The sequence below is a fragment of the Micromonospora sp. NPDC005163 genome (assembly GCF_053599835.1).
The window spans coordinates 1-24822 of the sequence record NZ_JBSFYP010000035.1 but is presented as its reverse complement, the minus strand read 5'-3'; the positions used below and the strand labels follow the sequence as shown (position 1 = coordinate 24822).

General features: G+C 71.1%; 26 protein-coding genes, 4 tRNA genes and 1 pseudogene. 5 read left to right on the top strand and 26 right to left on the bottom strand.

The features are described 5' to 3' along the window. Positions 1–61: 61 nt before the first annotated feature. The 14 genes from rplA to ACWD6N_RS22865 all read right to left on the bottom strand — a co-directional run bounded on the left by rplA (position 62) and on the right by ACWD6N_RS22865 (position 9441). Positions 62–778 (bottom strand): 50S ribosomal protein L1, encoded by a 717-nt coding sequence (gene rplA / locus ACWD6N_RS22930; protein ID WP_354964805.1) that lies wholly within the window; start codon positions 776–778, stop codon positions 62–64. 73 nt (positions 779–851) lie between these two features. Further along, positions 852–1283: a 50S ribosomal protein L11 gene (rplK, locus tag ACWD6N_RS22925; RefSeq protein ID WP_053653970.1), complete on the bottom strand. Its 432-nt coding sequence runs from the start codon at positions 1281–1283 to the stop codon at positions 852–854. Between the two features lie 187 nt (positions 1284–1470). Next, entirely contained in the window at positions 1471–2193 is a 723-nt protein-coding gene (gene nusG, locus ACWD6N_RS22920) for a transcription termination/antitermination protein NusG (RefSeq protein ID WP_354964807.1), read from the bottom strand. A gap of 41 nt (positions 2194–2234) precedes the next feature. Further along, on the bottom strand, positions 2235–2627 hold the full coding sequence (gene secE / locus ACWD6N_RS22915; RefSeq protein ID WP_089018931.1) for a preprotein translocase subunit SecE: 393 nt from the start codon (positions 2625–2627) through the stop codon (positions 2235–2237). Between the two features lie 210 nt (positions 2628–2837). After that, a tRNA-Trp gene (locus ACWD6N_RS22910) sits at positions 2838–2910 on the bottom strand. Between the two features lie 128 nt (positions 2911–3038). After that, positions 3039–3431 (bottom strand): MaoC family dehydratase, encoded by a 393-nt coding sequence (locus ACWD6N_RS22905; protein ID WP_354964808.1) that lies wholly within the window; start codon positions 3429–3431, stop codon positions 3039–3041. Between the two features lies 1 nt (position 3432). After that, positions 3433–3879: a MaoC family dehydratase N-terminal domain-containing protein gene (locus ACWD6N_RS22900; protein WP_074314636.1), complete on the bottom strand. Its 447-nt coding sequence runs from the start codon at positions 3877–3879 to the stop codon at positions 3433–3435. Positions 3880–4005: 126 nt separating this feature from the next. Then, on the bottom strand, positions 4006–4173 hold the full coding sequence (rpmG, locus tag ACWD6N_RS22895) for a 50S ribosomal protein L33 (protein ID WP_007073056.1): 168 nt from the start codon (positions 4171–4173) through the stop codon (positions 4006–4008). Positions 4174–4305: 132 nt separating this feature from the next. After that, positions 4306–4378: transfer RNA gene (locus ACWD6N_RS22890), tRNA-Met, on the bottom strand. Positions 4379–4402: 24 nt separating this feature from the next. Beyond that, positions 4403–4475 (bottom strand) — tRNA-Thr (locus tag ACWD6N_RS22885). A 93-nt stretch (positions 4476–4568) separates the two neighbouring features. Continuing rightward, a complete protein-coding gene (locus ACWD6N_RS22880) occupies positions 4569–7097 on the bottom strand; it encodes a putative bifunctional diguanylate cyclase/phosphodiesterase (protein ID WP_354964809.1) in 2529 nt (842 codons plus the stop codon). A gap of 115 nt (positions 7098–7212) precedes the next feature. After that, the gene (locus ACWD6N_RS22875; protein ID WP_354964810.1) at positions 7213–7404 is read right to left on the bottom strand and encodes a hypothetical protein; all 192 of its coding nucleotides are present in this window, start codon (positions 7402–7404) and stop codon (positions 7213–7215) included. 573 nt (positions 7405–7977) lie between these two features. After that, positions 7978–9174, bottom strand: coding sequence for an epoxide hydrolase family protein (locus ACWD6N_RS22870; protein WP_354964811.1), 1197 nt, complete (start codon positions 9172–9174; stop codon positions 7978–7980). Between the two features lie 183 nt (positions 9175–9357). Then, positions 9358–9441: transfer RNA gene (locus tag ACWD6N_RS22865), tRNA-Tyr, on the bottom strand. A 147-nt stretch (positions 9442–9588) separates the two neighbouring features. Here ACWD6N_RS22865 and ACWD6N_RS22860 point away from each other — a divergent pair. Together ACWD6N_RS22860 and ACWD6N_RS22855 are read left to right on the top strand one after the other, a co-directional pair. Further along, positions 9589–10083, top strand: a complete 495-nt coding sequence (locus ACWD6N_RS22860) for a YajQ family cyclic di-GMP-binding protein (RefSeq protein WP_354964812.1) — start codon at positions 9589–9591, stop codon at positions 10081–10083. A 182-nt stretch (positions 10084–10265) separates the two neighbouring features. After that, entirely contained in the window at positions 10266–10700 is a 435-nt protein-coding gene (locus tag ACWD6N_RS22855) for a hypothetical protein (RefSeq protein WP_354964813.1), read from the top strand. Positions 10701–10808: 108 nt separating this feature from the next. Here the strand turns inward: ACWD6N_RS22855 and ACWD6N_RS22850 are convergent, their stop codons facing one another. Further along, complete coding sequence (locus tag ACWD6N_RS22850) at positions 10809–11336, bottom strand: dihydrofolate reductase family protein (RefSeq protein WP_387324553.1); 528 nt, start codon at positions 11334–11336, stop codon at positions 10809–10811. A 93-nt stretch (positions 11337–11429) separates the two neighbouring features. On the opposite strand from ACWD6N_RS22850, the gene ACWD6N_RS22845 reads away from it, so the two are divergent. Next, positions 11430–12197 (top strand): MerR family transcriptional regulator, encoded by a 768-nt coding sequence (locus ACWD6N_RS22845; protein WP_354964815.1) that lies wholly within the window; start codon positions 11430–11432, stop codon positions 12195–12197. A 19-nt stretch (positions 12198–12216) separates the two neighbouring features. Here ACWD6N_RS22845 and ACWD6N_RS22840 read toward each other — a convergent pair whose 3' ends face one another. The 8 genes from ACWD6N_RS22840 to ACWD6N_RS22805 form a co-directional block, all read right to left on the bottom strand. Next, positions 12217–13476, bottom strand: a complete 1260-nt coding sequence (locus ACWD6N_RS22840; protein ID WP_354964816.1) for an MFS transporter — start codon at positions 13474–13476, stop codon at positions 12217–12219. Between the two features lie 141 nt (positions 13477–13617). Continuing rightward, positions 13618–14493 carry a zinc metalloprotease HtpX gene (htpX, locus tag ACWD6N_RS22835; protein ID WP_354964817.1) on the bottom strand — a complete coding sequence of 292 codons (876 nt, stop codon included), beginning with the start codon at positions 14491–14493 and terminating at the stop codon, positions 13618–13620. 112 nt (positions 14494–14605) lie between these two features. Then, complete coding sequence (locus ACWD6N_RS22830; protein WP_354964818.1) at positions 14606–16096, bottom strand: NADH-quinone oxidoreductase subunit N; 1491 nt, start codon at positions 16094–16096, stop codon at positions 14606–14608. Beyond that, a complete protein-coding gene (locus ACWD6N_RS22825; protein ID WP_354964819.1) occupies positions 16093–17601 on the bottom strand; it encodes a complex I subunit 4 family protein in 1509 nt (502 codons plus the stop codon). Before ACWD6N_RS22825 ends, ACWD6N_RS22830 begins: the two co-directional genes overlap by 4 nt. A 114-nt stretch (positions 17602–17715) precedes the next feature. After that, positions 17716–19653, bottom strand: a complete 1938-nt coding sequence (locus ACWD6N_RS22820) for an NADH-quinone oxidoreductase subunit 5 family protein (RefSeq protein WP_387324545.1) — start codon at positions 19651–19653, stop codon at positions 17716–17718. Further along, complete coding sequence (gene nuoK, locus ACWD6N_RS22815; RefSeq protein ID WP_354964821.1) at positions 19650–20036, bottom strand: NADH-quinone oxidoreductase subunit NuoK; 387 nt, start codon at positions 20034–20036, stop codon at positions 19650–19652. The genes ACWD6N_RS22820 and nuoK overlap by 4 nt, the downstream gene beginning before the upstream one ends. After that, positions 20033–20596, bottom strand: coding sequence for an NADH-quinone oxidoreductase subunit J family protein (locus ACWD6N_RS22810; protein WP_450005162.1), 564 nt, complete (start codon positions 20594–20596; stop codon positions 20033–20035). The genes nuoK and ACWD6N_RS22810 overlap by 4 nt, the downstream gene beginning before the upstream one ends. A 40-nt stretch (positions 20597–20636) precedes the next feature. Next, on the bottom strand, positions 20637–21245 hold the full coding sequence (locus tag ACWD6N_RS22805; protein ID WP_354964823.1) for a NuoI/complex I 23 kDa subunit family protein: 609 nt from the start codon (positions 21243–21245) through the stop codon (positions 20637–20639). A gap of 96 nt (positions 21246–21341) precedes the next feature. Between ACWD6N_RS22805 and ACWD6N_RS22800 the strand changes: the two genes are divergently transcribed. After that, positions 21342–21917 carry a Uma2 family endonuclease gene (locus ACWD6N_RS22800; RefSeq protein ID WP_354964824.1) on the top strand — a complete coding sequence of 192 codons (576 nt, stop codon included), beginning with the start codon at positions 21342–21344 and terminating at the stop codon, positions 21915–21917. On the opposite strand, the gene ACWD6N_RS22795 is transcribed toward ACWD6N_RS22800, so the two are convergent. Continuing rightward, a complete protein-coding gene (locus tag ACWD6N_RS22795) occupies positions 21898–22326 on the bottom strand; it encodes an ester cyclase (protein WP_354964825.1) in 429 nt (142 codons plus the stop codon). The two genes, ACWD6N_RS22800 and ACWD6N_RS22795, sit on opposite strands and share 20 nt — an antisense overlap. A gap of 174 nt (positions 22327–22500) precedes the next feature. On the opposite strand from ACWD6N_RS22795, the gene ACWD6N_RS22790 reads away from it, so the two are divergent. Continuing rightward, positions 22501–23520, top strand: a complete 1020-nt coding sequence (locus ACWD6N_RS22790; protein WP_354964826.1) for a glutathione S-transferase family protein — start codon at positions 22501–22503, stop codon at positions 23518–23520. 90 nt (positions 23521–23610) lie between these two features. Here ACWD6N_RS22790 and ACWD6N_RS22785 read toward each other — a convergent pair whose 3' ends face one another. Continuing rightward, complete coding sequence (locus ACWD6N_RS22785) at positions 23611–24573, bottom strand: complex I subunit 1/NuoH family protein (protein WP_121656084.1); 963 nt, start codon at positions 24571–24573, stop codon at positions 23611–23613. After that, positions 24573–24822, bottom strand: a pseudogene (locus tag ACWD6N_RS22780) (NADH-quinone oxidoreductase subunit C); the annotation flags it as partial. The gene ACWD6N_RS22785 and the pseudogene ACWD6N_RS22780, both read right to left, overlap by 1 nt.

Genomic DNA, 24822 nt, shown 5'->3' with positions numbered 1-24822 from the left:
ACGCGCCGGGGCGCCGCCACGGTGGTGGCGGCGCCCCGGTGGAGCGAAGTGTCGGCTCGGCTCAGGCCTCGGCCGAGTCCTCGCGCAGGTTCTTCACCAGGTTGGGGTCGACCGGGACACCCGGGCCCATCGTGGTGGTCAGGATGACCTTGCGGAGGTACTTGCCCTTCGCCGCGGACGGCTTGGCGCGCAGCACCTCGTCGAGCACCGCGGCGTAGTTGTCCACCAGCTGGCTCTCCGAGAAGGAGGCCTTGCCGATGATCAGGTGCAGGTTGGAGTGCTTGTCCACCCGGAAGGTGATCTTGCCGCCCTTAATGTCCTGCACGGCCTTGGTGACGTCCATGGTCACCGTGCCGGTCTTCGGGTTCGGCATGAGACCGCGCGGGCCCAGGATCCGCGCGATCCGGCCGATCTTGGCCATCTGGTCCGGCGTGGCGATCGCCGCGTCGAAGTCGAGCCAACCGCCCTGGATCCGGGCGACCAGCTCGTCGGTGCCCACCTCGTCCGCACCCGCCGCGGTGGCCTCATCGGCCTTCGCGCCGGCGGCGAAGACGATCACGCGGGCGGTCTTACCGGTGCCGTGCGGCAGGTTGACCGTGCCGCGGACCATCTGGTCCGCCTTGCGGGGGTCGACGCCGAGGCGCATGGCGACCTCGACCGTGGCGTCGAACTTGACGTTGGTGGTCTCCTTGGCCAGCTTCACGGCCTCGGAGGGGGTGTAGAGCTTGGACCGGTCGATGACATCGGCGGCCTTGCGGTAGCTCTTGCTGCGCTGCATTGCTGAATACTCCTGTGGTCTCTGGCGGGCCGCTCGGCGCGGGCCCTCCCACGGTGGTCGGCCTAGGCCGAGGTCAGTCGTTGACGGTGATGCCCATCGACCGGGCGGTGCCGGCGATGATCTTCTCGGCCTGGTCCAGGTCGTTGGCGTTGAGGTCGGCCATCTTCTTCTCGGCGATCTCACGCAGCTGGGCGCGGCTGACCGAGCCGACCTTCTCGCTCTGCGGAACGCCCGAGCCCTTCTGCACACCGGCGGCCTTGATCAGCAGCCGGGCAGCGGGCGGGGTCTTCAGCACGAAGGTGAAGGACCGGTCCTCGTACACGCTGATCTCGGCGGGGACGATGTCGCCCCGCTGGGATTCGGTCTGCGCGTTGTAGGACTTGCAGAACTCCATGATGTTCACGCCGTGCTGGCCGAGCGCGGGGCCGACCGGCGGCGCCGGCGTGGCCTGGCCCGCCGGCAGCTGAAGCGTGAACGTCTTGACGAGCTTCTTCTTCGGAGGCATGTCACTTCCTGGGGCTTGGAGCTGGGAAAATGCGGCTGACACCGCCCTCGGGGCGCGCACGGTCAGCGCGGTGCGACAGCGGCGACGTTCAAGAGTAGCGCAGGCCGCAGCCCACTCGTCCGCCGAGGTCGAGCGGGAGGGCGTACGCCGACGTCAGCGGCGGGCCGGGCCCGCCGCCGACGACCGGTCAGATCTTGGCGACCTGGTTGAAGTTGAGCTCCACCGGGGTCTCCCGGCCGAAGATCGACACCAGCACCTTGAGCTTCTGCTGGTCGGCGTTGATCTCGCTGATCGTGGCCGGCAGCGACGCGAACGCGCCGTCGGTGACGGTGACCGAGTCGCCCACCTCGAAGTCGAGGACCTTGATCTCGGGCTTCGCCTTCTTCTGCTCGGTCTCGATCGCCGGCGCCAGCCACTTCAGCACCTCGTCGAGGGAGAGCGGCGCGGGCCGGTCGGCCCGGTCGGTCGCGCCGACGAAGCCGGTCACGCCCGGGGTGTTACGGACACAGGAGTAGGACTCGGCGGTCAGCTCCATCCGAACCAGGATGTAGCCCGGGAAGACCTTGGCCTGGATCTGCGAACGCTTGCCGTTCTTGACCTCGACCTCTTCCCGGGTCGGCACCTCGACCTGGTAAATGAAGTCCTCCATGTCGAGGCTCGTGATCCGGGTCTCGAGGTTGGTCTTGACCTTGTTCTCGTAGCCGGCGTAGGAGTGCACCACGTACCAGTCACCCGGCGCGTAGCGCAGCTTCTGCCGCAGCTCGGCGACCGGGTCGTACTCCTCGTCCGGGGCGGGCTCGGTGGTTGGGAACTCCGGCTCGCTGGCGGCCTCAACCGACTCGTCACCAGCCGCCGTCGCGACCGTGGACTGCTCGTCCACCGGTCCGGCGGTCTCGTCGTACTCAGGCACGCTCGCTCACTTCCGTCACTATCGGCTCTGGAGGCAGCCGGTCAGCTCGAGTTGCCGAAGACAAACAGCACGACCTTGGCGAAGCCGTAGTCCAGCACACCCACGATCGTCAGCATCACTGCGACGAACGCCACCACCACGGCGGTGTATGTCAGCAACTCCTTGCGCGTCGGCCAGATGACCTTACGCAGCTCGGCCACTACCTCGCGGAAAAACCGGGCGATGCGGCCGAACACGCCCACCCGACCGGTCTCCGACCGGGTGGTCGGCCGGCTGTCCGCCGACTCCGCCCGGGCGCGGGACCGCGTCGCGGTGCCTCCCCGGGAGACCGGCTCGTCCGCGCTGGTGGCGTCGTCGTCGGCTACGTCGTCGACGACCTCGTCGTCCAGACGATCGTCGCCGGCGTCCTCGCCGCGCCGCTTGTTGTCGGCCACTTCGCCCTCCGTCGCGGAATCTCGGGTCGCACGCCGGACGGCGTGCGCGGCGCTGTCACGCCGGCCGGACCAACCGTCCCGCGACGGGCCGCGGCCGGTGGATCAACCGGGGGGCCCGATGCCTCGGAACCACCCCGCCAATGCCACCACCACGGGCCGGACGCCGCCATCTCGGCGGCGCGACCCACGGGAACGGTCAGGCCTGAGGCGCAGGGGTGACAGGACTTGAACCTGCAGCCTGCGGTTTTGGAGACCGCTGCTCTGCCAATTGAGCTACACCCCTGTGCGGCAACTCTCGCCCCACGCGGCCACAGACGGCCGAGCAGGGGTCACTTGCCCCACGGCGGACCAGTGTACGGGTAGCCGCCCGACTTTCCCAACCGGTCTCCCCGCCTCGCGTGGCGGGAAGATTCAGCGTGCCGTCCGGATGGTGGCCCGCGCCTGCGAGAGCACCTTTTCACCCAGGCAGGTGGCGGTCACGTCGAGCCGGGTCAGGCCGTCCTCGGTCACCTCACGGACCACCGCGGTGACCTCGATCTCGGTCCCCTGGTCGTCGTCGGGGACCACGACCGGCCGGGTGAACCGGACGCCGTAGTCGACCACCGCGTCGGGCGACCCGGCCCACTCGGTGACGGCCCGGCCGACCAGCGCCATGGTGAACATGCCGTGCGCGATCACCCCGGGCAGACCCACCTTGGTGGCGAACCGGTCGCTCCAGTGGATCGGGTTGAAGTCGCCCGAGGCGCCGGCGTAGCGGACCAGGTCCGCGCGGGTCACCTGGAACGTCTTGGCTGGCAGCTCCATCTCACGCCTCCCCACGTACGACGATCTTGGACCAGACGGCGACCACCGGCTCGCCGGCGACCGTGCTCACGTCGGTGCGGGTGGTCAGGAAGCCGTGCCCGCCCCGGGTGGTGACGTCCTCGATGGTGCTCGCGCACACCAGCTCATCGCCGGCGACCACCGGCCGGGTGTACGCGAACCGCTGGTCGCCGTGCACCACGCGGCTGTAGTCGACGCCGAGCGCCGGGTCCTCGACGATCTGGCGGCTCGCGGCCATCGTGACGACCACCGGAAAGGTCGGCGGGGCGACCACGTCCGGGTGGCCCAGCGCCCGGGCCGCCTCCGGGTCGTGGTGGGCCGGGTCGGTGGCGCCGATGGCGGTGGCGAACTCACGGATCTTTTCTCGGCCCACCTGGTAGGGGGCGGTCGGCGGATAGGTCCGGCCGACGAAGGAAGGGTCCAGAGACATGCCGCGAACCTACACGGAGAACACAATCGCCGATCTGCTCGGTCGGCGGCGGCGGAGCCGCGCCGGCCCGGCCAGATCGGCGATCGGGAAAGCTTCAACAATGGCCGGCGTGGGGCCGGCCGCAGGTCAGCGGGTCTCGCGGTGGACCGTGTGCCGACCGTCGCGCGGGCAGAACTTCTTCAGCTCGATGCGGTCGGGGTCGTTACGACGGTTCTTGCGCGTGATGTAGTTGCGCTCCTTGCACTCCACACACGCCAAAGTGATCTTCGGCCGGACATCGGTAGCCTTCGCCACGGCGGAGTGCCTTCCTCGCTAACGGAAACAACTACGACGCGTCAGCCTAGTCGCTGACTGCGCGGACATGCAAAGTGAGCGCCAGTGGCGCCCATCCCCACGGCCACCGGGACCGTGCCCGGAAGACGAGAGTAGCGGTGGCCGGACTTGAACCGGCGACACAGCGATTATGAGCCGCTTGCTCTGCCATCTGAGCTACACCGCCGCGGTGGGTCCAGCTGAACCCTCGAGCCCCCTTACGGAATCGAACCGTAGACCTTCTCCTTACCATGGAGACGCTCTGCCGACTGAGCTAAGGGGGCCTGCGCGATCTCCCCTGGAGGCGCGCAGAAGTAAGAGTACACGGCCCGGCTCGACAGGTGAAATCGGATCCCCGATGATCGTCCGCGCCCAGCTCAGGGCACGACACGAAGGCGTGGGAGCTCCCCGCCGGAGATCGTTTCCGGGTCGGCCTGGGCGCCGAACCAGGCGGCCAGACGCTCGTACGGCAGCGGTCGGCTGAACAGGAAGCCCTGACCGATCTCGCAGCCGATGTCCTGGAGGAGCTCCAGGGTCAGCTCACTCTCCACACCCTCGGCGACCACGGCCAGGCCGAACTGCTGGGACAGGGTCACCACCGCGTTGACGATCGCCAGGTCACCCGGGTCGGTCGCCATGCCCTGCACGAAGGAGCGGTCCACCTTCACCTCGTGCACCGGCAGCCGACGGAGGTGGGCCAGGGACGAGTCGCCGGTGCCGAAGTCGTCCACCGACAGCCGGACGCCGAGGTCGCGCAGTCGGCGCAGGGTCGGAATGGGCCGGTCGGTGCCGTCCAGCACCCCCGCCTCGGTGATCTCCAGGGTGAGGCGTTGCGCCGGCACCCCGTACTCCGTCAACAGCTCCTGCACCCGGTCCGGGAAATGCTGGTCGGTGAGCGTACGGGCCGAGAGGTTGACCGCGATGGACAGCGGCTGTTCGGCCAGTGCCCAGTCCCGGCTGCGGCGCAGCCCCTCGCGGAGCACCACCTCGGTGAGCCGGCTCAACTGGCCGGTGTGTTCGGCCACCGCCACGAAGTCTTCGGGGGCCACGGTGCCGTGCGTCGGGTGCTCCCACCGGGCCAGGCACTCGACACCGACCAGGTGGCGGTCCCGCAGAGTGACCTTGGGCTGGAAGTAGACCTCCAGCTCGTCATGGTCCAGTGCTCGGCGCAGATCGCCGGCGAGACCCAGCCGGCGCAGCGATCGGGACTCCAGCGCAGGGTTGAACAGCTGTACGCTGCCCGGCACCGACTTGGCGGCCGTGGCGGCGAGGTCGACCCGGAGCAGCAGGGTCGCCGCGTCGCTGCCATGATCCGGGTGTACGGCCACCCCGACGGCGGTGTTCACGTCGAGGGTGAGCGCGTCGAAGACCATCTCGTCGCGGATCTGGTCGCGCAACTGGCCGGCCAGCTCCAGTGCCGCGTCGGCGCTCTCCAACCGCAGCGTCACCAGGAACTCGTCCCCACCGGCCCGGCCGACCAGGGCCGACGACGGCGCGCTGGCCCGCAACCGGTTGGCGACCTCGGCGAGGACCTTGTCACCCGCCGCGTGGCCGAGCGACTCGTTGACCTGCCGCAACCCGTCGACGTCGAAGAGCAGCAAGGCCACCACCTCGCCGTCGGTGCGGATCTTGACCGACTCCTCCAGTGCGCCGGTGATCCGCCGCCGATTGGGCAGCTTGGTCAGGGCGTCGTGGTACGCGTCGTGTCGCAACCGATCGACCAGCCGAGAATTCTCCAGGGCCACCGCGGCGTGCGCGGCCACCGTCTCGAAGACGGCGATGTCCGCGGGCGTGAAGTTGTTGCCATCACCGAGGCGATTGGCCACCTCGAGGGTGCCGATGACGACCTGACCAGACCGCAGCGGCACCACTACCACGTCCTTGATCCGCCGTTCGGCCAGATCGGCGCGGAACTCTCCGTCGGTGGTCACACCGCGGCCGACGGCAATCGTGCGCCGGGTGTCGCGGACCCGCTCCCGGATCGTCGGCGGGGTGAGCGCCAGGTCGAGCAGACCGGGGTCGTCCACCCGGGCAGTCAACAAGGTCTCGGGGTGCCGCCCCTGGGCCGGGAGCCACAGCGTCGCGTACTCCACCTGCATCAGAGCGCGGACCCGGCCGAGCAGCGCGTCCGCCAGCCTGCCGCTGTGCCCGCTCTCGACCACCGCGCGGGTCAGGTCGTACAGGTCGGTGAGGGTGCGGTGCTGACGGAAGAACTGGGCGTAGGCCCGATAGACCAGGACAAGGCCGGCGCCGAGGGCGGCGAGCAGGAGCAGCGACCACCACGTGCTCCGGACCATGATCAGCACAATCAGGCCAACCGACACGTTGATCGCCGCGGTGAGCACCGCCGGCGTGGCGGTACGCAATGTCCCGCGCCCGGTCTGCCAGCCGTGCAGCAGCGTGTGCACCGCGGCCACGCTGGCGTAACTGATCAGGATCACCATGCTTACGGCGGCGAAGATGCTGACCCAAGTGCTTGGCCCCACCCCCTTGATGGGCGGGAATGCCTGGAGGACCAAGACGGCCAGTGACGTCCCCGCAGCGGCCCGCGCCACGTTGAACCACACTTTGGGCGCCGAAAACCGCTGCCGAGTGTGGGTGATGAGCGAACTCAACGTGTAGATGACCACCACCGTCAGCGGCGGCAGAAAGTAGAGCGCGAGGACCATTGGCAGCTCGGTGAGCGTGACACCGATCGTCTGCCGCCGAACAACCAGGCTGAGCAGCGGCAACCCCGCCACGATCATCAGGACGAGAAGAAGAGCTGCCTCCGGCCAGTCGCCGAATGGCTCCTTCGCGACCAACCCCGTGATGGTGGCGCAGGTGACCGCGATCAAAGCGAGAGGCGCGGTGATGATCCATGCGTCCTCGGACGACCTGCGCCGGGGTTGACCGCGACCGATCATGGCGCTCCTTCGGAATGACGCCGAGCGGTCACGACACCGTCACGGAGCACTCCGCCATTGGCGCGTGGCGCCCCGAACAGCCCAATTGGATGACGGACCCAGGGCGCCCAGCCGCTCACTGCCAGACGATGTCTGCCGTCTGCGCGGTCGGCCTGACGTGGTCACCCCGCACCTGCCAGACAATGTCGCCAGCCTGCACGCTCTGCCACACAATGTCGCCAGCCTGCACGCTCTGCCAGACAATGTCGCCAGCCTGCGCGCCGCCCCCTGCGCTGCCGCCGAGACTGACACCGCCGATGCCGCTCACGAGTGCGGCGAGGACTAGAAGTGAGCCAAACAGCCGGCCCAACCTACGACCAGACATGATTGCTCCTGTCGGAAAGTATCGTGGGGGTAGTGGAGGTTCCACGATCGTGCCACAGTGAGCGCAGCCAGAGAAGTGGTGGGCGGCCCGAATGGCCCCACCGTCTGTGACTTCCCGCCGTTCGGCCCACCGCCCTCATCACGCCGGGCCTGATCACGAGCCCGCAGGGCAGCTCACCGCTTCGTACAGCATTGAATACGACCTTCAACACAATTCGGCTCAGCCGTGCTGGGGCGATCAAATCTGGCGAGCCGGTCACTGTCAGTGACGGGCCTCAAGGGTAGGACGCGCTTGCGCTCCGTGTCCAGCCATCGACCACCATACCGGGTCTTCGCCAGCGCGCCAGCACCTCGACGGATCCCTTCCGGATCCACGGCTGGCGGCTCGAAGAACGCTGCACCAGCCCAAGGACAGGCCGAGGTGAGATCCCGTCTGGATGGCCTTCCTCGCCAGGCCGAGCCACCGTCGCGCCCGACGGTGAACTGCCTACGCTTTGGCGACCTCGGACGTACGAGCTCAGGAGCTCCGAAGCGGCCGGAACACGGCCCGCACCTCGGTGGAGAAGAGCTCCGGTTCCTCCCAGGCGGCGAAGTGGCCGCCGCGGTCGACCTCGTTGAAGTACGCGAGGTCGGGGTAGACCGTCTCGGCCCAGCTACGCGGGGCAGCCCAGATCTCGTCGGGGAACGTCGTGAAGCCGACCGGAACCGAGACCGGCGGAGGCGCCTGGCCGGACGCGGTGGCTGCGGCGATGGTCCGTCCAAATTCCCAGTACCACCGGGCGGCCGAGGCGCCGGTGCCCGTCAGCCAGTACAGCGTGATGTTGTCGACGATGCTGTCACGGGTCAGGTTGCCCACCGGCTTGCCGTCGACGAACGCGCGGGAGATCTTGTAATAGCTGTCCGTGTCGTGGTCGAGCATCCAGGCCGCCAGCCCGACGGGTGAATCCAGCAGGGAGTAGCCGATCGTCTGCGGCCGGGTGGACTGCTCCAGGAAGTAGCCGAAGCCGTCCATTGTGAACGTGTTGAGCGCGTCGAGCGCCACGCGCTCCTGCTCGGACTTCGCCGGCAGTTTGTCCTTGATACCGATCGCCCCGGCGAGCAGATTGACGTGGATGCCGACCAGGCCATCGGGTCCCTGGCGGCCCATCGCGTCCGTGACGGCGGCACCCACGTCACCACCCTGGGCGACGTAGCGCGTGTAGCCGAGGCGGGCCATCAGCTGCGCCCACGCGCCGGCCATGCGGTTGGAGTCCCAGCCGAGCTCGGTCGGCTCACCCGAGAAGCCGTAGCCAGGCAGGGACGGCAGCACCAGATGGAAGGCGTCCTCGGCGGCGGCGCCGTGCGCGGTCGGGTCGGTGAGCGGCCCGACGGTCCCGAGCAGTTCGACGACCGACCCTGGCCAGCCGTGCGTCATGATCAGCGGCAGGGCGTCCTCGTGCTGCGACCGTACGTGGATGAAGTGGATCTCGACGCCGTCGATGACGGTCGTGTACTGCGGCATGGCGTTCAGCTTCGCCTCACACGCACGCCAGTCGTAGTCGGTCGTCCAGTAGCGGGCCAGCTCCTGGACCGTCGCCAACTGCACGCCCTGGGAGCGATCGGTGACCAGCTCTCGGGTGGGCCAGCGCGTGGCCGCGATCCGGCGCCGCATGTCGTCGATCACTTCTTCCGGCGTGTCGAGCCGAAAGGGGCGGATCTCGTTGTCGTCAGACATGTTCTCCACCTACCGGGTCGGATCGACCGGCACCGGGCGCCGGCGAGCTGGCACGCGCCCAGTCTCGCAGCGGACCCGCAACCGGCGCACCGAAACGCGAATTCGCGCCTGGGTCCAGCCCGTGGCCTCCACGAGAAAGACCCCGGAGCGCGTTTCCGCAGCTCACGGGGTCATCTCTGCACCTGGTGGCGGGTAGAGGATTCGAACCTCTGTAGCTTTCGCGACGGATTTACAGTCCGCTCCCATTGGCCGCTCGGGCAACCCGCCAGGGCACCCCACCGCGTCGTAACGCGGCGGCGGAAGCAAGGATAGCGGCTCACCCCGGCACCGGCGCAACCGGGTACGGTCAGGGGGTCGTGCTGCCGGTCGGCGGCCGACGGCAGGCCCAGTCCGCCGGACAGCAGGAGCAGAAGCATGGCAGCGAACCCGTCGTTCGACATCGTGAGCAAGGTCGACCGCCAGGAGGTCGACAACGCCCTCCGCCAGGCGGAGAAGGAGTTCTCGACGCGGTTCGACTTTCGTGGCACCGGCGCGGAGATCTCCTGGTCGGGCGAGGAGGCGATCGGCCTCCAGGCGGAGACCGAGGAGCGGGTGCGCGCCGCGCTGGACGTTTTCAAGGAGAAGTTGGTCAAGCGGAACATCTCGCTGAAGTCGTTGGACGCCGGCGATCCGCGCCCGTCCGGCAAGGTATTCAAGATCGACTGCAAGGTGATCCAGGGCATCGAGACGGACAAGGCCAAGGCGATCAGCAAGAAGATCCGCGACGAGGGCCCCAAGGGCGTCCAGGCCCAGATCCAGGGCGACCAGCTGCGCGTCACCGGCAAGAAGAGGGACGACCTCCAGGCGGTCATCTCGCTGCTCAAGGGCGAGGACTTCGGCGTCGCGCTCCAGTTCACCAACTACAGGTAAGGCGGCTTCGGGGCCCGGCCATGGGGCCGATCACGCCTTGTCACCTGGGCAGACGACGGCCTGGGGCTGGTCCTCGTCGGCCCGCCCGAAGCCGGCGTACCTCTTCTGGTGGCCTTTACGGCCGCGACTGCGATGCATCGCGGCATGAGCGATGGGTCGGACCATTCGCTAACGTCTGGCTGGTGGCGGCCGAAGCAGCGGGGGCATTTCGTCGGACTGCGATTGAGCGATCGGATCAGCGAATCGCCTGGGACCGGACGGACCAGGCCTTCTTCGCTGCCGGAGCGTGTCACATCCTGGCCTGGGTGTGCCGGGATTCCTACCCGGATCGGCCGATTGAGATCGCAGGGGTGCGCTTGGCAGACGGCTGGCAGGTCTTCCACGCCTACGCGCTCTGGGATGGCTGGGCGTTCGACCATTCGGGGTGGAACCCCGAGCCGGAATTGCTGACGGCCAACACAGCCTTCGAATGCCGGCCGCTGGAGCGCGTCAAGATCGTGGACAGTCTCGCCGAATTCTGCGAGGCGCACCACTCCCGCATGCCGCACCAGTACTGGCAGGACCCGCTCCCCCGTGCTCGCGACTACGTGAGCCGATACACCCCACCTTGGGCGTAGTTCTGGACTCGGCGCAACCCCTCAGCTACAAGAACCCGCTGAGCAACAGGTACCCGCCGCCAACCTCACCCGCCGCCTGAAGCGGTTTCCGGCGACGCCACACACGGCTCAATAGATGACGCTGTACCAGTGGGCGGTCTCGCCGGGAATCGGTGCCAATCGCACCCTGGTTCCGCCCGGCTGGTCGAACATGCGTACCCCGTCGCCGAGCAGCACCGGGGCGAAGAGCATCAGGATCTCGTCGAGCAGCCCGGCCTGGATGCACTGTCTGGCGACGTTCGCGCCGAGGACGTTCACGTACCTGTCCCCGGCGGCCTCCTTGGCCTGCGCGACGGCGCTGTGCAGGTCGCCGGCGAAGGTGACGCCCGGGGCTGGCTCGACCGGCGGCCGGTGGGTGAGCACGACCACCGGTCCGTGGTACCGACCGCCGAAGGCCCCTTCGCTGTCGGTGCCGCGGTTCGGGTCGTCGCCGCCGAAGGTGCTGTTGCCGGCCAGGATCGCGCCGATGTTGGCCAACAGGTGGTCCGCCGTCGGGTTCTCGCCGACGAGGTGCTCGGTCAGCCAGGACATGTCACCACCCGAGCCGGCGATGTAGCCGTCGAGTGACGCTGTCGCGGAGTACAGCAGCTTTGCCATGGGTCTCCTTCCACTGGTCGGTCCGAAGACCGCCTAGAGCCGGAAGGGTGCGGGCTTGCATCCGGTACCTGGGTACGGGCTTACCGTCGGGTGGTGAGCGACCGACACCCTGGGACGGACGATACGTGGGTCCCCGACTCCTGTGACCTGCCCACCGCCGAGCAGCCCGTGCGCCTCGCCGAGTTCGACCGCTTCTTCGCCGACGCCGTCCGACGGCTCGATCGGCCGTCCGCGCAGCTCCTGCGGCTGCACCTGGTCGGCACGGCGGAGGCCGAGCGCGCCGCCCGGGACCTGACCGCCCGTGAGTCGGCGTGCTGCTCGTTCTTCACCTTCGAGGTCACGCGGACCGGCCGGGACGCGGTGACGCTCGACGTACGGGTGCCGGCCTCGCACGTCGGCGTTCTCGACGGCCTGGCGGAGCGGGCGCGGCCCGTCGGCGTACCCGGGTCGGCCGGGTCGTGGTTGCGCAGCGGTCAACTGGCCGACGCGGCGGGGGTGAACCCGCAGACGCTGCGCTACTACGAACGTCGTGGCCTGCTGGCCGCGCCACGGCGCTCGCCCGGAGGGCACCGGCTGTACCCGGCGGAGTCGGTCACCCGGCTGCGGGTCATCAAGACCGCGCAGCGTCTCGGCTTCACGCTCGGCGAGGTCGCCGACCTGCTCCACGCCGGCCAGCGGCATCACCGCCCGAGCACGGGCCTACCGGCTCAGGCCACGGCCAAGCTGGCCGAGGTGGAGCGGAGGCTGGCCGACCTGACGGCCGTCCGAGACACCCTGCGAGCGGCGATCTCCGCCGGCTGCGACGACCTGGTGGCCTGCGCCGGCAGCTCCGGCTGCCCGCTCCCGTTCGATCAAGCCTGACCGCGCGGCGGCAGGTGGGTCAGGCGGCGACGGGCTCGTCGGTGCGTACCGTCGAAATCTCCGCGCGGGCGATCGGCCCGGCGGGCAGCGCGGCGACCGCGGCCCCGACGGCGACCGACGCCCCCGCGAACAGGAACGCCCACGGCACACCGCCGGCGTGGTCCACGATCAGGCCGGCCACCGCGCCGCCGGCGGCGCTCGCCGCCACCGACATGGTCACCACCCAGGTGTACGCCTCGTTCAGCATGCCGGTCGGCGCGATCCGGCCGACCAGGGTGTTCTCCAGGGTCAGCGCGGGAGCGATGGTGGCCCCGCCGACGACCAGCGCGACACCCAGCGCCAGCGGCGTGGGCATGACCGCGAACACCACGAAGGTGCCGGCGAGCGCGGCGAGCAGCATGGCGAACTGCCGGGTCATGTTCGGGGACGGCCGGCGGACACCGAACCAGAAGCCTCCGGCCGCGCTGCCGATCCCCCAGACCGCCAGCAGGATCCCGGCCAGGCTCTCCGGGTCGTCGGCGGTGTAGTTGCCGGCGTACGCCGGGACAATCACGCCGGCCGCGCCGAACGCGATGCCGAGGCTGGCCACGCAGACCAGCAGGGCCGGGAAGCCCCCCACCCGCAGCGGGCCGAGCCCCCGGGCGTGGTGCTCACGCGAGTGCGGACGCCAGCCACGCATCACACGGCCGAGGGCGACGGCGGTGGTGCCGACCAGGGTGACCACGGCCGCCCCGATCAGCGCGGCCGCGGCGTCGGCGAACAGCACGAAGCCGGCGACGAGCAGCGGGCCGAGCACGAAGACGATCTCGAACAGCGAGGTCTCCGCGGCCAGGGCGGTGTTGCGCAGGTGGTACCGGTCGGAGCCGGGGCCGGTGAGGTCGTTCCACGCACCACGGATCGCGGCGGTGAGCGGCGGGTAGGTCGCTCCGGCGATGCCGGCGGCCAGGTAGATGGCGGGAAGGGCGTCGTCGCCCGACCGGCTGGCCAGCAGCAGCCCGATCAGCGCCAGCGGGTGGGCCACCGCGGTGACCAGCAGGACCGGGCTCGGGCCGACCCGGTCGGCGATCCGGCCGGCCACCGGGCTGAGCGCGGCACCGGCGACGGCGTAGATCCCGCCGGCGACGGCGGCGAGAGCGTACCGCCCGGTCACCTGCTCGACCACCAGCAGCAGCGCCAGCGGGGTCATGCCGATCCCGAGTCGCCCGATGATGCCGGTGATCAGCAGCATCGGCGCGCCGGGGATCCGCCAGACACCCAGGTACTGGCGCAGTGCGGCCACCGTGAACCTCCAGAGAATGTAATGAGCGTGAGCCGTTCCGACCCTAACGCCGCCGGTCAGTGCGAGGTATCGGATATCGCGGGTGACACAGCACTCCGCCCGCACCCGGTACGGGTGCGGGCGGAGGCTTGGATCAGCGGGTCAGCGCTGGAACTGCACAGGCCCCGAGTTGGCGGCCATCTGCTCCAGCCGGGCGACCCGGTCCTCCATCTTCGGGTGGGTGGAGAAGAGCGCGGCCACGCCGCCGCCCCGGAACGGGTTGGCGATCATGAGGTGCGCGGTGCTGGTGAGCTGGCCCTGTGCCGGCAACGGCCGGCGTCGCGCCACGGCGTCGATCTTGCGAAGTGCGCTCGCGAGGGCAAGCGGGTCACGACTCAACTCGGCGCCCGAGGCGTCCGCCTGGAACTCGCGGCTCCGGCTGATCGCCAGCTGGATCACGGTGGCCGCGATCGGCCCCAGGATCAGGGTCAACAGCAGCACGGCCGGGTTCGGCCGGTCCTCGTCGTCGCCACCGCCCAGCGGGATGAAGAAGGCGATGTTCGCCAGGAAGGTGATGATGCCGGCCAGGCCGGCCGCCACGCTGGAGATCAGGATGTCGCGGTTGTAGACGTGCGACAGTTCGTGCCCGATCACACCGCGCAGCTCGCGGTAGTCGAGGATCTCGGTGATGCCCTGGGTCACGCAGACCGCCGCGTGCTGTGGGTTACGACCCGTGGCGAACGCGTTGGGCTGCGCGGTCGGGCTGACGTAGAGCCGCGGCATCGGCTGCCGGGCCTCGGCCGCCAACTCCCGCACCATCCGGTACAGCTCGGGAAACTCCGCCTCGCTGACCGGTTGCGCCCGCATCGAGCGCAGTGCGAGCTTGTCGGAGTAGAAGTAGGAAATGCCGTTCATGACCAGAGACACGAGGACGGCGATGACCAGGCCGCCACTGCCGCCGAACCCGTAGCCGACCGCCAGGATCAGGGCGGTGAGCAGGCCGAGCAGCGCGGCGGTCTTCAGACGGTTGTGGTGCACAATGTCTCCTTCGGTGCACGGATCGCCGGGATCCGCTGACCGGTGCAACAACCCGGTACCCACCAACCATCCGTCTCAACGCTGAGAATTCACTGAGACCTGCCCGGTGCGATCAACGGCCGGCCAGGTCGAGCACCAACTGCGGGGCGACTCCCAGCACCACGGCAGCCACCGTGGCCACCGCGAGCACCACCGCCACCACACCCACCAGAGGTACGGCCGCCGCACCGCCGGGAACCGCCACGCCCGGCGTCGCCGTCGGCGCCCACAGGGCGGCGGTCATGCGTAGGTAGTAGGCCAGCCCGATCACCGCGTTGACCGCCACCACCAGCGCCAGCCAGGCGGCGCCACCGTCCAGCAGCGCCCGGACCACGGTCACCTTCGCGAACAACCCGGCCAACCCGGGCGGCAGACCGGCCAGGCCGACCAGCGCGAGACCGAGCGCCGCACCCCGCCACGGGTGCCGGCGGGCCGCACCGCGCAGGTCGTCCAGGGTGCCGCCGTCCGCACCCGTCGGGCGCAGGGCGGTCACCCCGGCGAACGCGGCCAGCTCCAGGACCACGAAGAAGACGGTGTACGCCACCGCGGCCGCGTACGCGGCATCCCGTGCCTCGCCCGTACGGCCGGCGGCCAGCGCCAACGCGCCCAGCGGGGCGAGGATGTAACCGGCCTGCGCGACCGAGGACCAGGCGAGCAGCCGGACGGTACGCCGTTGGCGCAGGGCCACGAGGTTGCCGACGGTCATGGTGAGCACCGCGAGCAGGGCCAGCACCGGACCGGTCTGGTCGGCCGGCAGCGACCGCTGCACCACGGCGAGCAACGCGACCACGCCGCCGACCTTCGACGCCGTGGACAGGTACGCGGCCACCGGCAGGGGTGCGCCGTCGTAGGTGGCCGGGGCCCAGGCGTGGAACGGCACCGCCGCCACCTTGAAGGCCAGCCCGAGCAGCAGCAACGCCACCGCGGCGGTGGTCAGCGGCAGGTCCCGCAGCTCCGGCCGCTCGGCGAGCAGCGTGCCGAGCCGGTCCAGGTGCAGCGAGCCGGTCACCGCGTACAGCAGCGCCGCGCCGAGCAGGGCGACCGTGGTGGCCACGACGCTGACCACGAAGAAGGTGACCGCCGCCTCGGCGCTGGCCAGACTCCCCCGGCGCAGGCCGACCAGCACGTACAGCGGCAGGGTAAGCGTCTCCAGGGCGACGATCAGGGTGATGAGGTCACCGGCCGCGCCGAGCACGACGCCGCCGGTCATCGAGCAGGCAAGCAGGAAGCAGTACTCCCCCACCGGTGACCGCCCGGCCCGCAGCGCGGGCACGGACAACCCGAGCACGCCCAGGGTGAGCAGCGCCACCACCGCGCCGACCAGGGCGGCCCGGCCGCCGAAGATCCAGGAGCAGTCGGCGCCGACGCAGAACGTCCGCCGCTCGCCACCCGCCCCGACCAGGGCGGCACCGACGGCGGTGCTGAGCGCCCCGAGCGCGGCCACCACGACCGTGGCCCGCGGGCGGGCCAGCAGCAGGTCGGTGACCAGCACGAGCACGGCGGTACCGGCGGCCAGGTAGGCCGGCAGCAGCGCCACGCTGTCCACGCTCTGCACCGTGTTCATCGGAGGACCACCCCCACCAGGGCGTCGACCGGGGCCTCGGCGACCCCGAGGACCAGCGCCGGGGCCAGCCCGATGGCCAGGGCGAGCAGCACCAGCGGCGCCCACGCGGTCAGCTCGGCCCCGGCCAGGGTGGGACCGACCCCGCCGACGGCGGTGGTCGGCCGGCCGTGGGTGACACGGCGCAGCAGCCGCAGGAAATACGCGGCGGTGAGCGCGCCGCCGAGCGCGGCCAGCACACCGAGGGTGGTCCAGAGCGGGCCGCCCACCTGGATCGCCGCGATCACCGCGAACGCCTCCCCCCAGAAGCCGGCCAGCCCAGGCAGGCCGAGCGACGCGATCGCCGCGAACGCGAGCAGACCGGCCAGCCGGGGCGCGGTCTCCCGCAGCCCGGACAGCTCGGACAGGCTGCCCGTGCCGGTACGGTCCTTCACCGCGCCGGCCAGGAAGAACAGCAGGCCGGTGATCACGCCGTGCGCGACGTTGCCGATCAGCGCCGCCTGGATGCCGGTGGTGGTCAACGTGGCGACGCCCAGCAGCACGAAGCCCATGTGGCCGACGCTGGAGTACGCGATCAGCCGCTTGACCTCGTCCTGCGCGAGGCAGACCAGCGAGCCGACCAGGATCGCGGCGACGGCCAGCACGCCGAGCACCGGCGCCGCCCAGCGGGCACCCTCCGGCGCCACCCCCACCGCCACCCGGATCAGGCCGTAGGTGCCCATCTTGAGCAGCACCCCGGCCAGCACCACACTGCCCACCGTGGGGGCCTGGGTGTGCGCGTCGGGCAGCCAGGAGTGCAGCGGCCAGAGTGGGCTCTTCACCGCGAAGGCGAGCGCGAGCAGGGTGAACGCGGCGAGCTGGGTGCCCCGGGACAATCCGCCGCCACCGGTCAGCGCCACCACGTCGGCGGTGCCCGCGGCGGCGACCACGACGTACACGCCGACCAGCAGCAGCACCGAGCCGAGCAGGGTGTAGAGCGCGAACTTGCGGGCCGCCCGACGCCGGTCCGCGCCGCCCCAGCCGGCGATGATCGCGTACATCGGCAGCAGGACGACCTCGAAGAAGAGGAAGAACAGCACCAGGTCCAGGGCGAGGAAGGTGCCCAGGATGCCCACCTCGACCACCAGCAGCAACGCGACCAGGGCTCGGCCACTGCCGCCGGCCGGCACCCGCCACAGCGTGTACCCGCAGCACAACAGCGTGAGCAGCGCGGTCAGCACCACCAGCGGCCAGGAGATGCCGTCGACGCCGAGGTGGAAACGCAGATCCAGGCCGGGCACCCAGGGCAGGTCCAGTTGGTGCCAGGGCCGCACCGCCGGCGCGCCGGCCGACCAGGCGACCCAGCTCCGGCCGCCGAACACCAGCGGCACCGCGGCCAGCAGGGTCAACGCCGCCGCCACCGTGCCGACCAGTCGGGCCGTCCGGTCCCGCGGTGTCGCCGCCACCGCAACCGCGCCGAGCGCCGGCAGCGCCAGGACGGCGACCAGCAACACCTGCCCGACACTCATCGGACCGCCTCTGTTCGCGACTGCGGGGCTCGCAACACCGGCTCACTCCTCGCGCTCACCGGACCGCCTCTGCTCGCGACTGCGGGGCTCGCAACACCGGCTCACTCCTCGCGCTCACCGCACCCCTCCGATCAGAGCGGCGGCCAGCCCGATCAACAGCGCGCCGGCCAGCACCCCGGCGGCGGCCCGTGGCAGCGCCGCCCGGTGCAGCGCGGCGAGCCCGGCGCCCAGGCCGGACGCGGCCCGCCCGCTGCCCTCGACAGCACCGTCCACGAACACCTCGTCGCCGGTGCGCGCGGCCCGGGCCAGCGCGCGGACGGGACGTACCACCAGGGCGTGCTGGACGTCGTCGAGCCGGAACGCGCGGGCGAAGACCGGCCGCAGCGGACCCAGCGCGGCCGCCGGGTCGGCGGCCGGGGCCTGGCGCCAGCCCAGCAGCACCAGCCCCGCCCCGACCAGCAGCAGCGCGAGCGGCAGCAGCAGCCCCGGCCCGAGGTGGACCAGGCCGTCCTCCGCGCCCGCCACCGGCACGGTGGCGAACCGCAGCCGGTCGGCGAACGCCCCGACGAACCCGGCCAGGCCGAGCAGCGCGGCTGGCACGGCCAGGAGCAGCACCGGCCAGCGCAGCACCGCCGGCGGATCGTGCGGCCGGAGCAGCGGCAGCCGGGGCTCGCCGAAGAAGGTCCGCAGCAGCAGCCGGCCGGCGTACCAGGCGGTGATCGCGACGCCGGCCAGCCCGGCCAGCCAGACCAGCCAGCCCACCCAGGACGGCGCCGGGCCGGTGCCCTCCCGGGCGGCGGCTTCGGCGACCGTCAGCACGCCGTCCTTGCTCCAGAAGCCAGCCAGCGGCGGCACCCCGGCCAGTGCGCCCAGGCCCACCACCGTGCACCAGAAGGTCACCGGCATGCTGCGGCGCAGCCCGCCCATCTCCGACATCTGCGTGGTGCCCACCGCGTGGATCACCGCGCCGGCGGCGAGGAACAGCAACGCCTTGAACGCGGCGTGGGTCAACAGGTGGAACAGCGCCGCCGACGGCGAGCCGACCGCCAGCGCGCCGGTCATGTAACCCAGTTGGGACACGGTCGACCAGGCCAGCACACGCTTGATGTCGTCCTGCGCGGTGGCGGCGAGCGCACCGAGCAGCAGGGTGATCGACCCGATCACCCCGAGCACGGTCAGCGTCACCGGCGCGGCCGTGAACAGCGGATAGAGGCGGGTCACCGCGTACACCCCGGCGGCGACCATCGTCGCGGCGTGGATCAGCGCCGAGATCGGCGTCGGGCCGGCCATCGCGTCCGGCAGCCAGGTGTGCAGCGGGAACTGCGCGCTCTTGCCGGCCACCCCGGCCAGCAGCAGCAGACCGGCCGCGGTCAGGGTCGCGGTGGAGTGGTCGTGGGCGAGCACGTCGGCGATCCGGAAGCTGCCCGTCGACACGCCGAGCAGCGCGATGCCGAGCAGGAACCCGACGTCGCCGACCCGCGTGACCAGGAACGCCTTCATCGCGGCGGCGGGCGCACCGGGCAGCCGGCGGTCATGGGCGATGAGCAGGTACGAGCAGAGGCCCATCACCTCCCAGCCGACCAGCAGCATGATCAGGTCGCCGGCGACCACCACCAGCAGCATCGCGGCGGTGAAGAGACTGATCTGCGCCGCGTACGGCGGGTAGCGGTGGTCGACGTCGACGTCGTCGTGCGGGCCGCGCCGCAGGTAGCCGATCGAGTAGACCTGCACGGCCAGGGCGACCGCGGCGACCGCCACCGCGACCAGCGCGGCGGCGCCGTCCAGCCGCACGCCGAGGGTCACCGTCAGCCCACCGAGGTCGACCCAGGTGGTCGACGTCTCCCGGGGTCCGTCGACCGTGACCAGCAGCGCGACGGCCAGCGCGAGCGCGCCGGCCGCGCCGGTCACCCCGAGCGCGACGGCCACCCGCCGGGCCCGATCGTCACCGCCCACACCGGTGGTCGGGTGACGCGGGGCCGGCGGCAGCAGCAGGCCGAGGAGCCCGGCGGCCAGCGGTACGGCGGGCAGCAGCGCGCCCAGCACCCCGGTCACCGGCCCGCCTCCGCGTCCCGGCCGGCGGTGCCGGCGGCGGCTGGCTCCGGCGTACCGGCGGTCCGCGGCGACTCGGCGGGTTCGGTCAACTGCACCTCGTCCACCGCCACGCTGGCGCGCAGCCGGTAGAGCTGAAGGACGATCGCCAACCCCACCCCGATCTCGGCGGCGGCGAGGACGATGACGAAGAGCGCGAAGACCTGACCGGAGTGCGGCAGCACCGAGCGGGCGGTGGTGTCCGCGGTGACCAGGATCAGGTTCACCGCGTTGAGCATCAGCTCCACCGCCATCAGCACCAGCACCGCGTTACGCCGGCGCAGTACGCCGTAGACGCCGAGGCCGAACAGCAACGCGGCGGTCACGTACGGGATGACCGGTCTCACCGGCGCCCCCCGGAGATCACGTCCACCCCGTCCGGCGCTGCCGCGCCGTCCGCTCCCGCGCCGGACCGGCCGATATCCGGCCGGGACAGCACCACCGCGCCCACCAGCGCCGACAGCAGCAGTACGGAGAGCACCTCGAACGGCAGCACCCACGACCGGAAGATCTGCTCCCCCAACCGTTCCGCGGTACCCGCGTCGGGCAGCGCGACCGTGCTCCACCGGTAGGCGTCGACCAGCAGGACGGTCAGCCCCAGCCCGGCGCCGCCGCCGATCAGCGCCGCCGGCCAGCCGGGCCGGTCAAGGTCGTCGGAGGCGCCGATCGGCGCCCGGGTCAGCATCACCGCGAACAGCAGCAGCACCACCACCGCGCCCACGTAGATCAGCACCTGCACCCAGGCCACCAGCTCAGCGCTGAGCACGAGATAGTCGCCGGCCAGCGCGCCCAGGCAGACCACCAGGTAGAGCCCCGCCCGGACCAGGTGTTTCGTGGTCACCACCAGCGCACCGGCACCGACCGCCACCGCGCCGAGGGCGAGCAGCAGCAGATCCGCGCCGGTCACCGGGCCGCCCTCCGGGCTCGGGGCGCCGACTGTCGCGCGGTCACGACGCGGCACCCGGGTCGGCGCCGGGCTCGGGGCGTACCGCCGGCGGGGTCGGACGTGCGGCGGCCGCCTTGCGCGCGGCGGCGGTCTCCTCCTTGGCCGGCTCGCCGTTCGGGTCGTGCGCCGGCGGCGGCGGAACCGTGGCCATCCACTGGCCCAGGTGGTCCTTGTCGTGCAGCAGGTCCTTGATGTCGTACTCGGCGTACTCGAACTCGGGCGACCAGTAGAGCGCGTCGAACGGGCAGACCTCGATGCAGATGCCGCAGTACATGCAGAGCGAGAAGTCGATGTCGAACTTGTCGAGCACGTTGCGCTGGCGGGGGCGGGCGGCGCCGGGCACCGCCACCTCCTCCTTGTGCGAGTCGATGTAGATGCACCAGTCCGGACACTCGCGGGCGCACAGCATGCAGACCGTGCAGTTCTCCTCGGACAGCGCGATCACGCCGCGCGAGCGGGGCGGCAGCTCGGGGGCGACGTCCGGGTACTGCTGGGTGGTCGAGCGGCTGGTCATCGTCTTGAGAGTGACCGCCAGCCCCTTCACCAGGCCCGCGCCGGGGAGGCCACGCTCGGTGCCGCCGTGCTCGCTGGGGTCGCTCATGTCGACCATCCTGCCCTGTGGCCCCCGCGCGCGCGACCACCACCCGTGGGTCTGCGGCGGTACCGTGGTCGCGGGGAGAACGAACGCACTGGAAAGGACCCGTCGATGACCGCCGCGCTGCACGACGACGTTCCGCCGCCGGGCGAGTGGACAACCGACGCCTTGGACGCCCTGCCCAACGACGGCAGGCCTCGCCCCGAGATTCTGGACGGAAACCTGCTCATGTCGCCCTCCCCCACGCGACTCCATCAGTCCATCGCGCTCATGCTGGGCTCGGCCATGCTGGAGAGCTGCCCACGCGATTTCGACGTCACCCAGGGCGTCGAGGTACGCATCTCACGGAAGCGTTCCTTCATCCCTGATCTGCTGGTCACCTACCTCGACGCCGCAGAGCGGAATCCGTCGCACTATCTACCGGACCAGGTTCTTCTGGTGGTTGAAATCGTCTCGGAAGGGTCCCGCAGCATCGATCGGGTACTCAAACCGGCCCTCTACGCCGAGGCGGACATCCCCTACCTCTGGCGGATAGAGACCGAGGCCGGCATCGTCGTACACACCCACAAGCTCGACGCGATGAAGCAGGTCTACGTCGAGCAGGCACAACTCACTGACGGCATTCTGGTGCCGGAGCCGTGGGAGATGGACATCCCGCTGGAGCGAATCACGCCCCGGGCCCGCTGACGACGGTCGGTGGGAGCATCTCGACGCCCAGCTGCTGGAGCAGCTGGAACAGCTCGTTGCAGCTCCACACCTCGACGATCCGGCCCGCCGCGTCGAAGCGCAGGAACGTCGCCCCGGAGTAGCTGACCACCTGCCCGGTCGGCGGCACCGGCCCGAACTGCCCCGCCTGGGTGCCGGCCGCCCGCCAGTGCACGGCCACCCGCTCGCCGGCGGCCACCACGTCCACGATCTTGTAGCGCAGGTCCGGGAAGGCCGCCCGCCGCTCCCGGTGCCAGGCCAGCGTCGCCTCCGGCCCGGTGCCGCCCAGCCCTGGGCATTCCTCGGCGATCAGCTCGTACGCGGACTCCTCCCGGCGGGCGTTCCACACATCGGCGATGAAACGCCGGGCCGCCGCCTCCACATCCGTCATGCCGGCAGGTTAACCGGCGCCGTCGCACCGGGCCCGGTCCCGGCCGGGACGCGGGACCGCAGCCGCGGTCGGATCGGGACGTGGGACCGGCGGTCAGGTTGGGCAGCTGCGAGCCGGCGGGCCGGAGATCAGCGAGGATGGGAACCGAAGACGATTCCGGACCGGGAGGGCGACGTGGGCGAGGAAACAGGCGGGAAGTACGTCGAGCCGGGCGGTGAGTTCACCCGGGACCAGCGGTACATAGCCACCCGGATCACGGCGGACGGGCGGGACGGTTACCCGGTGGAGCCGGGCCGGTACCGGCTGGCGGTCAGCCGCGCCTGCCCGTGGGCCAACCGCCTGATCATCGTGCGGCGGCTGCTCGGTCTGGAGGACGCCATCTCGATGGCGGTGGCCGGCCCCACCCACGACGCTCGCAGCTGGACCTTCGACCTCGACCCGGACGGCCGGGACCCGGTGCTCGGCATCGAGCGCATCCAGGAGGCGTACTTCAAGCGCTTCCCCGGCTACGAGCGGGGCATCACCGTGCCGGCGATCGTCGACGTGCCGACCGGGCAGGTGGTGACCAACGACTACGCGCAGATGAGCCTCGACCTGTCCACGCAGTGGGGCCCGTACCACCGCGAGGGCGCGCCGCAGCTCTACCCCGACCACCTCCGGGCGCAGATCGACGAGGTCAACGACGTGGTGTTCCGGGACGTCAACAACGGCGTCTACCGGTGCGGCTTCGCCGGCAGCCAGGAGGCGTACGACAAGGCGTACCACCGGCTGTTCGACCGGCTGGACTGGTTGTCCGGGCGGCTGACCAACCAGCGCTACCTGGTCGGCGACACCATCACCGAGGCCGACGTGCGGCTCTTCACCACGCTGGTCCGCTTCGACCCGGTCTACCACGGCCACTTCAAGTGCAACCGGCAGAAGTTGAGCGAGATGCCGGTGCTCTGGGCGTACGCCCGGGACCTGTTCCAGACTCCGGGGTTCGGGGACACCATCGACTTCGACCACATCAAGCGGCACTACTACGAGGTGCACCGGGACATCAACCCGACCGGGATCGTCCCCCTCGGCCCCGACCTGTCCAACTGGATCACCCCGCACGGCCGGGAAGCGCTGGGTGGCCGTCCCTTCGGCGACGGCACGCCGCCACCGCCGCCGGCCGAGCCCGTCGACCCCGCGCACACCCCGCTGCGCTGACCGCTCTGCCTCAGCTGCGGCCCTTCCTCAACCGTTAAGAAGGGGCCCCTGCTCTACCGCAGGCGTTAACAAGGTGCCCTTCCTTCGCGGTCAGAGGGCGATGCGGACGGCCGCGGTGAGGACCAGCTGCGCGAGGGAGGCCGGCACCAGCACCAGCCAGCAGAGCCGCTGGAGCTGGTCCTCGCGCAGCCGCGGGTAGGACACCCGGAGCCAGATGATCACGAACGCCACGGCGAAGACCTTGAGCAGGGTCCAGAGCCAGCCCAGCTGGTCGTCGGCGAACGGGCCCTGCCAGCCGCCGAGGAACAGCACCGTGGTCAGCGCGGCGATCACCACGATGCCGACGTACTCGGCGAGCAGGAAGAACGCGAAGCGGAGGCCCGTGTACTCGGTCATGTACCCGAAGACCAGCTCCGAGTCGGCCACCGGCATGTCGAACGGGGGCCGGCGGATCTCGGCCAGGCCGGCGACGAAGAAAATGATCATCGCGGGTGCCTGCCAGAGCAGCCACCACGGCTGCCACGCCGCGACGATGCCGGAGAGGCTGAGCGTGCCCGCCGCCATCGCCACCGAGGCGGCGGCCAGCACCAGCGGCAGCTCGTAGCCGAGCAGCTGGGCGGCCCCGCGCAGCCCGCCGAGCAGGCTGTACTTGTTGGCCGACGCCCAAGCCGACATGAGCACCGCCACCACCCCGACGCCGACCACGGCCAGCACGAAGAACAGGCCGATGTCCAGTGGCTGCCCGACCAGGTCGTTCGGGCCGAGCGGGATGACCAGCAGCACCAGCAGGTAGGGCACCAGGGCCACCGCCGGCGCCAGCCGGAACACGGCCCGGTCCGCCTCGCGCGGGGTGATGTCCTCCTTCTGCACGAACTTGACCCCGTCGGCCACGAGCTGCGCCCAGCCGTGGAAGCCGCCCGCGTACATCGGGCCGAGCCGGCCCTGCATGTGCGCCATCACCTTGTGTTCGGCCTGCCCCACCAGCAACGGCAGGGTGAGGAACGCGACCAGCACGCCGCCCACCCGCAGCACCAGCTCCACCCAGAGCGGCATCAGGCCGTACCCCCGTCGTCGTCGGTCCGGTCGCCGCGGGCCGGCGGGTCCGCGACCGGACCGCCCGGGCTCCCGCCGGGCGCGGCCTGGTCGGGCGCGGCCGGGCCGTCGGCGGTGCCGGCGGGTCGGGGAGTACGCGCCGGACGGGCCCCCGGGGCAGGCCGCGCCGGCCGCTCACCGGCCGGTCTGGCCGGGGTGCCGCCGCGCGGACCCTCCCCCGCCCCGGCCGGGGCGGGCGGGGCGGGGGAG

What these genes read in the sequence shown, in the direction of transcription:
- rplA (WP_354964805.1), bottom strand. Translation starts at nt 778, where the DNA reads ATGCAGCGCAGCAAGAGCTACCGCAAGGCCGCCGATGTCATCGACCGG.
- rplK (WP_053653970.1), bottom strand. Translation starts at nt 1,283, where the DNA reads ATGCCTCCGAAGAAGAAGCTCGTCAAGACGTTCACGCTTCAGCTGCCG.
- ACWD6N_RS22905 (WP_354964808.1), bottom strand. Translation starts at nt 3,431, where the DNA reads ATGGAGCTGCCAGCCAAGACGTTCCAGGTGACCCGCGCGGACCTGGTC.
- ACWD6N_RS22900 (WP_074314636.1), bottom strand. Translation starts at nt 3,879, where the DNA reads ATGTCTCTGGACCCTTCCTTCGTCGGCCGGACCTATCCGCCGACCGCC.
- ACWD6N_RS22880 (WP_354964809.1), bottom strand. Translation starts at nt 7,097, where the DNA reads ATGATCGGTCGCGGTCAACCCCGGCGCAGGTCGTCCGAGGACGCATGG.
- ACWD6N_RS22870 (WP_354964811.1), bottom strand. Translation starts at nt 9,174, where the DNA reads ATGTCTGACGACAACGAGATCCGCCCCTTTCGGCTCGACACGCCGGAA.
- ACWD6N_RS22860 (WP_354964812.1), top strand. Translation starts at nt 9,589, where the DNA reads ATGGCAGCGAACCCGTCGTTCGACATCGTGAGCAAGGTCGACCGCCAG.
- ACWD6N_RS22850 (WP_387324553.1), bottom strand. Translation starts at nt 11,336, where the DNA reads ATGGCAAAGCTGCTGTACTCCGCGACAGCGTCACTCGACGGCTACATC.
- ACWD6N_RS22830 (WP_354964818.1), bottom strand. Translation starts at nt 16,096, where the DNA reads ATGAACACGGTGCAGAGCGTGGACAGCGTGGCGCTGCTGCCGGCCTAC.
- ACWD6N_RS22825 (WP_354964819.1), bottom strand. Translation starts at nt 17,601, where the DNA reads ATGAGTGTCGGGCAGGTGTTGCTGGTCGCCGTCCTGGCGCTGCCGGCG.
- ACWD6N_RS22805 (WP_354964823.1), bottom strand. Translation starts at nt 21,245, where the DNA reads ATGGTCGACATGAGCGACCCCAGCGAGCACGGCGGCACCGAGCGTGGC.
- ACWD6N_RS22800 (WP_354964824.1), top strand. Translation starts at nt 21,342, where the DNA reads ATGACCGCCGCGCTGCACGACGACGTTCCGCCGCCGGGCGAGTGGACA.
- ACWD6N_RS22795 (WP_354964825.1), bottom strand. Translation starts at nt 22,326, where the DNA reads ATGACGGATGTGGAGGCGGCGGCCCGGCGTTTCATCGCCGATGTGTGG.
- ACWD6N_RS22785 (WP_121656084.1), bottom strand. Translation starts at nt 24,573, where the DNA reads ATGCCGCTCTGGGTGGAGCTGGTGCTGCGGGTGGGCGGCGTGCTGGTC.